The 8572-nt window shown below is 35.5% G+C and carries 13 protein-coding genes; 7 read left to right on the top strand and 6 right to left on the bottom strand.

The annotated features are described in order from the left end of the window. The coding region (locus Q368_RS26810) for a hypothetical protein (protein WP_211249802.1) at nt 1-220 on the top strand (220 nt) is incomplete at its 5' end. 174 nt (nt 221-394) lie between these two features. Beyond that, a complete protein-coding gene (locus Q368_RS25285; protein ID WP_084158986.1) occupies nt 395-1204 on the top strand; it encodes an HTH domain-containing protein in 810 nt (269 codons plus the stop codon). 4 nt (nt 1205-1208) lie between these two features. Here the strand turns inward: Q368_RS25285 and Q368_RS25290 are convergent, their stop codons facing one another. Further along, entirely contained in the window at nt 1209-2087 is an 879-nt protein-coding gene (locus Q368_RS25290) for a DnaB-like helicase C-terminal domain-containing protein (RefSeq protein ID WP_156955882.1), read from the bottom strand. 439 nt (nt 2088-2526) lie between these two features. On the opposite strand from Q368_RS25290, the gene Q368_RS26310 reads away from it, so the two are divergent. Then, the gene (locus Q368_RS26310) at nt 2527-3081 is read left to right on the top strand and encodes a hypothetical protein (protein WP_156955883.1); all 555 of its coding nucleotides are present in this window, start codon (nt 2527-2529) and stop codon (nt 3079-3081) included. 110 nt (nt 3082-3191) lie between these two features. Here Q368_RS26310 and Q368_RS26315 read toward each other — a convergent pair whose 3' ends face one another. Next, the gene (locus Q368_RS26315) at nt 3192-3353 is read right to left on the bottom strand and encodes a hypothetical protein (protein ID WP_156955884.1); all 162 of its coding nucleotides are present in this window, start codon (nt 3351-3353) and stop codon (nt 3192-3194) included. Beyond that, nucleotides 3343-3561, bottom strand: coding sequence for a hypothetical protein (locus Q368_RS26320; protein ID WP_156955885.1), 219 nt, complete (start codon nt 3559-3561; stop codon nt 3343-3345). Before Q368_RS26320 ends, Q368_RS26315 begins: the two co-directional genes overlap by 11 nt. Before the next feature lie 171 nt (nt 3562-3732). On the opposite strand from Q368_RS26320, the gene Q368_RS26325 reads away from it, so the two are divergent. Together Q368_RS26325 and Q368_RS24255 are read left to right on the top strand one after the other, a co-directional pair. Beyond that, nucleotides 3733-4239, top strand: a complete 507-nt coding sequence (locus tag Q368_RS26325; RefSeq protein WP_156955886.1) for a hypothetical protein — start codon at nt 3733-3735, stop codon at nt 4237-4239. 504 nt (nt 4240-4743) lie between these two features. Continuing rightward, nucleotides 4744-5325: a recombinase family protein gene (locus tag Q368_RS24255; RefSeq protein ID WP_425423692.1), complete on the top strand. Its 582-nt coding sequence runs from the start codon at nt 4744-4746 to the stop codon at nt 5323-5325. Between the two features lie 38 nt (nt 5326-5363). Here the strand turns inward: Q368_RS24255 and Q368_RS25295 are convergent, their stop codons facing one another. From Q368_RS25295 to Q368_RS0122380, 3 genes are all read right to left on the bottom strand, one after another. Next, the gene (locus tag Q368_RS25295; protein WP_156955887.1) at nt 5364-6794 is read right to left on the bottom strand and encodes an NHL repeat-containing protein; all 1431 of its coding nucleotides are present in this window, start codon (nt 6792-6794) and stop codon (nt 5364-5366) included. A 142-nt stretch (nt 6795-6936) separates the two neighbouring features. Then, a complete protein-coding gene (locus Q368_RS24260) occupies nt 6937-7221 on the bottom strand; it encodes a type II toxin-antitoxin system RelE/ParE family toxin (RefSeq protein ID WP_052360359.1) in 285 nt (94 codons plus the stop codon). Next, the gene (locus Q368_RS0122380) at nt 7211-7456 is read right to left on the bottom strand and encodes a CopG family ribbon-helix-helix protein (protein ID WP_211249803.1); all 246 of its coding nucleotides are present in this window, start codon (nt 7454-7456) and stop codon (nt 7211-7213) included. The genes Q368_RS24260 and Q368_RS0122380 overlap by 11 nt, the downstream gene beginning before the upstream one ends. 176 nt (nt 7457-7632) lie before the next feature. On the opposite strand from Q368_RS0122380, the gene Q368_RS25300 reads away from it, so the two are divergent. Together Q368_RS25300 and Q368_RS26330 are read left to right on the top strand one after the other, a co-directional pair. Next, entirely contained in the window at nt 7633-8328 is a 696-nt protein-coding gene (locus Q368_RS25300; protein ID WP_084158988.1) for a MerR family transcriptional regulator, read from the top strand. A gap of 14 nt (nt 8329-8342) precedes the next feature. Further along, nucleotides 8343-8572: hypothetical protein (locus tag Q368_RS26330; protein ID WP_211249804.1), on the top strand; the 230-nt coding region annotated here is incomplete at its 3' end.

Here is an 8572-nt window from a genome sequence, read left to right on the forward strand (position 1 = left end):
AAAAAAAAAACCGATGGGTGCCCATCACCCACTGATCGGTTCGCCAGCATGGGGATTTTTCCCTTCCAGAACGCCTGTTTTTTGCATTTTTCAAGCATTCACCACACAATTCCTTATCGAAGGGGGAAAATGCGCCAAAATTGATTTTTGGGGGGTTCTGGCACGTGGCTCCTTCCAAGGGTGTTTGCATCAAGGTTGCCACAAGATGATTCTATATTAATCCGGTATTAAAATATTGTTTTCCCTCCTCGAAAATGCATATCGCGCTAATTTTTCAGTAAAAATCCTGTAAAGTTTTAAATTTACCTGTTGTGAATGGGAGATACTTTCTTGCAACGCATTGCGGATTCCGTTAACTGCCCAAAATATAAAAATATTAGGGAGGTTTTTACGTATGGAAATGTCGTGGAAGGATGCGATTGAAAAAGTTCTTTCGGAATCTGATGGATCAATGCATTATTCTGATATATCAGAAAAAATTATTGAAGATGGTTATAAAAAGAAATCAGGTGCAAATCCTGCGGGTGCCGTATTCACAGTAATGGCAGGTTCAATAAAAACAGACGGTGAAAAATCACCTTTTATAAAAGTTGGGAAAGGTATCTTTGCTCTTAATCCTGCAATGAAAAAATCAGATAAAAAGAAAACTAAAAAGACATCTACCGTCCGTACAGAATCAGAAGAGCCTGAAATCATTGTTCAAGCATCGGGATTGTTTTGGCAAAGGGATATGGTGCAGTGGAAAATTGTTCCTAAATTATTTGGGCGGCAATTTTCAGGGTCAGATATGACGGATTTTTCAAATCAAAGAGGTATTTATATACTTTATGACAACCATACTCCTATTTACGTTGGTAGGGCAACAGAATTGCCCATTGGTAAAAGAATTTCTGATCATACAAGAGACAAACTTTCAGGTCGATGGAATCGATTCTCTTGGTTCGGATTGTTAGAAGTTGATGATAATGGTGTTCTTTCAGAAACAAAAAACAAAAAATATACACAAGAAAATTTTATTTCAGCTTTAGAAGCAATACTTATAGAAACTCTTGAGCCTCCAAGAAACATGAGAATTGGCGATGGTTTTAGAGCTTGCGAATATCTCCAAGTTAAGGACCCTGCGTTTGGTGAGCTAGACAAGAAAAAAATTTTGGATGACATGTTTAAACAGATGTCTAGTTATGGGCATGCATCTGATGCTTAAAGTATTAAAACGGCATTTCGTCCATGTCTTTGACAGCTGAATCTGTTAAGAAGTTCATTGATGCTGGCTGGTAAGGAACTTCAATAAATTTCAACTCTCCAATCTTGTTTGCAAAGAGTATCTCCGCAAAAGCAGTTTCCGCTGACAGGCTGTTGGTGGAAACTGCTTTTTTGTTTTCTCTTACATCAAGTAACGCATCGACATTGTTTTCCAAAATATTAAAATGCTCCGAACCTGAAAGACATTCTTGTTCGTGGTAATTTTGTTCTATATTACAATACAGCGCAAGTATTGATATGTTTAGATGTTCTGCTGTGTTTTTTAGTTGTCTTAAAACATATCCAGTAAATTTTTCGTAACTGCTGAATTCATTGTTGCATGTTAAGTTGTGTAAAAAATCTACCACAATAAACTTGACACCGTGTTTCTTTTTCATGTTTGCAGACATGTTTTTTACATTTTCAATAGAAAGAGTATTCACATGCTTTAGAAATAGTGGTGCTGATGAAATACTTTTTGAAGTTGATGATAATTTATTAAAATCATCAAGTGTGATTGCGCCCCTATATGTATCTTCAAGGTTTATTTTTGAATTACAACACAATAACTGTATTATTATGTCATTTAAAAGAAAATCATTAGAAAAATAACAAGATGGAATTCTTTGTGTTATTGCGATTTGTGATATGATGTTTAGTGCAATCGATGTTTTCATGTTGCGTTGGGCACATAAAACAACCAACTCACCAGGAGAAATGCCCCGCATGCAGACATCTATTTCTTCTATTCCGGTTTGCATTCCGTTCTTTGAAGAATAATCTTGTGATTTAATCTTTAATTTTTCCACGACATTTGCAATCTGCTCTTGTAGGCGTGATTCCACGTGGTTCTCCCCTTGTTGGGATGCTTTTATTCTTGAATTGTAGATGATTATGGGAATTTATCTATAGGAAAATTCGCTATTTTTAAATTTTATCAATATTTACAGTATGTTGATGTGTAAATTAGTGAATGCAACGCATTTAACTCTTCTTGTCTATTATTTAGTTTACTTTTTGTTTTCGACCGGTAATATAAGATTATTCCATTATTTTATGTGGTTAGGTTGTTTTGTGAGCCTAAAATCTAAAGGGGTAATCTAATGAGAACATGTGCAGATTGTGTTCATTTTATATGTACATTGACAGGAAAATGCATTGAAGGTAAGTGGCATAAGATATGTCCGGTGGTGAATTATGAAGTTTCAGAATGCAATGTTGCAAAAAGTGAATGCTTTTCTCCTTGGAGAATAGGTAAATTAAAAAGTATACAATGATGTATGTATGGGCAGCTTACCTAAATTTATTTCAGATTTTAAAGAACAAGATGTTTTAAAGTCTGATTTTTCAATAAGTAAAAGAAATATTCTTGAATTTTTTGAAAAAATTTATAATATATTGGTAGTTAAGCCAACGTTTTATGTAGATATCAGTAATAGTGCGTTCTCGCGCTTGTTGTTTGAAGTAAAATATCCCTGGAGAAAACCGGATTTGTCTTTTCTTCTTACGAGTGATGGAAAGCTAGAGGTGCGTAAGTATGAGAAAGGTAAAAAATGTTGCTCTGTAACATATAATTGTATAGTTCAAACTGAAATACTGATGAATGTCAATCGAATTATTAAGGAATACAACTATTTTTATGAAACGATTTCTGATTGGTCGTATATTACAGATGGTATAAAATACACTGTAGATATCACAATGGGCAATGGCGTCAGAAGAATTTTTTCATTTAAAGGAATTGCGTTGCAAAAAAATAAAATGGAAAAAGCGTCGATGCAAATGTTTTTAGAACAACTTGAGTTTTTGTTGTTTTCATGTTTGAAAAACAAATCATAAAACAGAAATTTTTGATGATAAACAAGTTGATTTAGTTTTAAGTATTATTTGCCAGTTGATTTGAAACATAAAAAGCATCACCACAGGTAGTAATGGTGATGCTTTTTTATTTACATACACAAATTATTTTTGATACTTTGAATACCTAAAACAAATAAAGCACGCGCTATTCCACTTTTAGAAAGCCCCATCTTATTCCTAAGTTTTTCAATTTCTTCAAATTGTTCATCTGTAACACGTGTTATGTATAATTTGCTAAGATTATTTTTCATTTCTAGTTCCACCGTATTTTTCTGTAGCGACTAATCCTTCATCATGGCAGTTCTTTTCGTAATAACGTGCATCAAATCCTTTTTTTCTTAAATACCATTGTACATGGTCAAGCAAATCATAATGAGTTTCCATTACTTGGGTTTTGATAGTTAGTGTGTAAATTCGTTCATCAATTTTTTTTAAAACATCTTCAATTTCTTTGACCATAAATTCCTCCTTTTGTATTTATTTTATTTATAAAAAAATTACAGATAAATATAAATTTGAATACAAATAATTTTGTTTACACGAAAAAAAATTGTATCATATTAGGTCTTATGGATTCTATGCCATGCTTTCGCTTTGCATGGATTCTTGTGCTTTATAAGGAGGTTTTGCATGATATGTATGTACTTGAATGACTTTGTAGTTAAATTTTTAAATAAATTTCCTGCTGATGAAATTGAAAAAATATTGATAACTAATCATGATGAAATAGAATTTATAGAAATTTTAAAAATTGTTATAAAAATAAGCAAATTAAAACAAAATGCTATAGAATCTGCTTGTGGATTTTCTCCAAAATTTCTGACGGAATTATATACATTTTATGGAAAAGATGACTTGAAACCAAGTAGAAAATTGTCTTTTTATAAAAGGTTCGAAAGTTATAAGCTGTTGTTAAAAATGTTAGAAACATTCTTTTCTAACAGACAACTTCTTGCTATCAATGTAGAGGAGAAAAAATTAAAAGATATTGAAGAAAAAAAGAAGAAACGCAAAGAAAAAGTTATAAATGAGATTAATAACTTTAAGAATTTTTATATATCAGAAGGTCTCCGATATAAAACTGTTTTTCGTGATAAACCAGGGCGAAGACAAAATCGGACATTTAACAAAAAATAAAAAATGTATGAATAAAAGGAACATAAGTCACTGATATTACGAATGAAAAAGTGTAAAATGATTTGGTTTTTTTTGAATCAAATCCTGCGTCGGATATATTAATAAGTGATGATTGATGTAATATTTTAATAAAATATTTGTGCTGCAAAAGCAGCAAATGATGATGTCAAGTTTCACTGACGTTCAACAAGACATCATCATTTTTTGTTTGTGTATATATGTATAAAAAGTTATATACATATATTTTTTATTAAAAATTACAAAAGCAATATTATCTCATCGCCTTTATAATATATATAAGTGGAAAATTCGGTAAAAATGTGACCTTCAAAAACTTGTTTTGAAAGATTGTATCCTTCTGGGAGCATCTAAAAAGGTACACCTTTTTTGGCATTCCCCTTTTCCGCGTAAAACCTGGATTCCCACTGTCCAAAAAGGTCGGAAAAATATTTAGTTTACAATTTTCTAAAAAGTTCTAAGATATTTTTGGACAAACGGAGGGGGATGGACATGAGCCATGGGCAGCACGTGGGATACGCGCGCGTTAGCAGCCTTGACCAAAAAACAGATCGGCAACTGGACGGAATTCAGCTTGACCGAATGTTTGAGGAAAAAGCCAGCGGCAAGGACACGAAGCGTCCGGTCCTGGCTGATTGCCTGGCATACGTCCGCCAGGGCGACACACTTCACGTCCACTCAATAGACCGGCTGTGCCGGAACCTTTCTGACCTCTTGCGGATCGTGACTGCGCTTCGGGAAAAGGGGGTTTGTGTCCGCTTCCACAAGGAGAACCTGTCTTTTGGATGCGGCGAATCTGATGCCACTTCTGAATTGATGCTTGGGATGCTTGGTGCGGTTGCGCAATTCGAACGGGCTCTAATAAAAGAAAGACAACGGGAAGGTATTGCTGCTGCAAAACGTGCTGGAAAGCATCTTGGAAGAAAACAAAAATTGACTGATGAACAGTTTAATGAAATCGTTACACGTGTTAAATCCGGAGAAGATAAAACAAGCATCGCTAAAGCATATGGAATATCAAGGGCAACTGTTTATAATTTTATCAAACGTAAAAATATCAATCCTTAGAGTTTATTTTTAAATGACATTTCACTACAAAGTATTTTTTACTGATTCAAAAGAAGATTAACAACGGAACTTAAGTTTCTTCCCTGTGTAGAAGTGTAATTTGCATTGATTGTGCTTGTTTGATTTGCTAAAATTGTAACAGACTGGTTTTGCGGTGCTGTCCATCCATTCGTTATTTTGAAGTAAACAGTATTCGCTCCTGTTGTTATATTGCTTAAAGTAGTCCCGCTGTTTTGCCAGGAACCGTTGTCAAGATTCCATTGAGCACCAGCAGTTACTGCGCTTTGGGGTAAAATATTAACCTGTAACGAACCAGTGTATGTCTGTTGAATATACGTTCCAGTTGAATCTGTTGTTTGATTTGCAGAAATTGTAACAGACTGGTTTTGTGGTGCTGTCCATCCATCTGTTGTTTTAAAGTAAACTGTGTGTGTTCCAGTCGCAATATTGCTTAAAGTAGTTCCACTGTTTTGCCAGGACCCATTGTCAACATTCCATTGAGCACCAGCACTTATAGCCCCTTGAGGTTGAATACTAACTTGTAATGACCCTGTGAAATTGATTGTTCCTTTAATAAGAAGATCATTTGCATTATTTGTAATGATTAAATTGCCACTGGTGTCAGTTGCGATAGCATCCGGTCGCAAAGAAGAATTATCTTCTGGATTCGTAATATCCCATTTGTCTAAAAAGATACCTAAAGATGAAAATTTTTGTACAGTGTTATTGTTTTTATCTGAAACAAAAACATTTCCTGTTGAGTCAATTGCCAATCCAGAAATGTAATTAAATTGTCCATTTCCAGTTCCGTACGAACCCCATCTTGCTAAGAATGAACCAGTAGAGGAATATTTTGTTATTCTGTAATTACTTGGCTCTGATATGTACACATTCCCGGAACTATCTGCAGCAATTGAAGGAGAATAATTCGATTGGTCCGGTCCAACCCCATACGAACTCCATTTTGTTAAAAATACACCACTAGCATTAAATTTTTGTATTCTATAGTTTCCCGAATCTGCAACATAGATATTCCCGCTTCCATCTGTTGTAATTCCAGTTATATTAATAAATTGCCCATCACTAGATCCATAAGTACCGTATGCTTGAACAAATCCACCTGATGTATCAAATTTTTGGAATCTGCTGTTGTAAAATTCAGAAATGAGAACGTTTCCTGTTAAGTCAAAAGCAACTCCATTTGGTATTTGAAATTGTCCGTTCCCATGTCCATAGCCACCCCATGTTGTTATTAAACTTCCTGTTGATGAGAATTTTTGAATTTGTTGTACAGACTGTCCAGTCTCACAAACGTAGATACTTCCGTCTTGCCCGACACCAACTGCAGGCAAAATGGAAAAATTACTAATATTTGTTATTTTTGAAAATTGAATGGTATTATTTGCGTGTACAATGTTCGTAAATACAAATAGTACAATGAGGAACGCGTATTTAATTTGCTTTTGCACGGAGAAGTATCCCTTGTTGTTTTAATTATTAGAATACATGCATTGTAGTTGTAATTATAATCAAACTTTTGCATAATTCTTCGGATTTTGTCAATAAAATTTAAATTTAAAACTATGGATCAAATGTTGTATACCGTTTTAGTCACCATTTTTCTGGTAATTTTCTACTCGTATGAAAAACGCGAAGAATTTCAACAGTATTTTCACGCACCCGATATGGAATTATGTAAGGATATCGTTCAATCACAAGCTCCCGGGTCCCAAAAACACGTCCATTTCTGCCATGATTAGGGAACTCTTTTAAAGTTTCAATCCGTTCCATCAGATGTAGATAAATCTTGTGCGCTAAATCTTGATCCTCTTGTGCGATAAATTCTAATTCCGCATCAAGATTTTGCAATGCTTTTCGAAGCCATCTAATCCGCACGACGACGACCCCATTTGGCGTCTATAGCCTGGATTTCATCCGCACTAGCGAAATCACCAGCATCAGCCTCGGCAAGCCCCTTTTTTATTTCAGCGACTTGCCATGCTTCTCGCGCAAGAAAGTCTTCCAGGGCTTGGATCATCAGGAAACTTTTGCTCCGCCCGGTGGTTTCAGCGAGCTGCCCGAGTTGATCAGCTAAAGTCTGGGGTAAACGCAGGGACATTGACGTTGGCATGGTGGCACCTCCCGCTTGTATTACAACATAATACAGCGTATTTCAGAGGGACGCAAGAATTTCGGGCTTGCCGTGGGGTATTTTTTGTGGAAATCGTGGTGGTAGTGGTGAAAACGTGGTAACAGCGGCATGGCTTTTTCTCGGTAAATATCGCTGGTGGTGAAAACGTGGTTTCCATGAAAAGCATGAGAATTGAGGATTGGCTTGGTTTTAAGGAGTTGGAGAAAATCACCGGTATCCCTGGCAGCACCATCAGAAGGTATGCCGAACGATTTTCTCGTTTTCTTCCAGCTAAAACGGTGGACCGGGTTAGAAAATTTCCTCCTGATTTTGTAGACATTTTCAAACGGATACATGGTTTCTATCAAGAGGGTCGCCGGACAGAAGAAATCGCCGGGCTTTTAGCTCTTGAGGTTGCTACCACGTATGACGTTCAAGACGTTGCCACAGATGTCACCACGGTTTCCACCGTGTCTTCGCCCACACCTGAAATCTTGGCTTTACTGGTCCCAATCTTGGACCGTTTTGCATCCGCGCTTGAAAGGATAGCCGAAAATAGTGCACGCACAGCAGAAGCTGTTGAAAAGCGGCTTGCAAAGCTGGAAGAGTTGAATAATGGATTCATAAATTCAAATTTTAAAAAACAATTAGCACAAGAAAAAGATTCTAACCTAAAAATTTCTTCAAAAAGCGACCAGAGACTGTCACGTGATGAAATTGTGGCACGTGTAGTAAAGCTTCACGGGGAAGGATGTGGCGCAGGAAGAATCGCAACTATTTTAAAAAAAGAATGTTTTCCAACACTTTCCGGACGGGGTTTTTGGGGAAAAGGTTCTGTTAGAAGAATTATTGCAGAATCAACATCCAAATAATGGAATTATATATTATGAAGCCTAAAAAAAATCAAGAACCGCCTGTGCAGCTTTCTTTGTTTAATTTGTTACCTGAAAGCAGTATATTTTCTAATACTGTAGAACTTTACGATGCAATCCCAAAATATATTGTTGGGAAAAATAGATTCGGTGAAAGGTTATATCCAATCGAAAGAACTTTTAAACATAAAGAACGTGTGTATAAAGTTGTCATAAAACCTGCAATGATTAAAAATACGGCTGG

Origin of the sequence: Solidesulfovibrio alcoholivorans DSM 5433 (assembly GCF_000702665.1) — a bacterium.
Classification (GTDB): domain Bacteria; phylum Desulfobacterota; class Desulfovibrionia; order Desulfovibrionales; family Desulfovibrionaceae; genus Solidesulfovibrio; species Solidesulfovibrio alcoholivorans.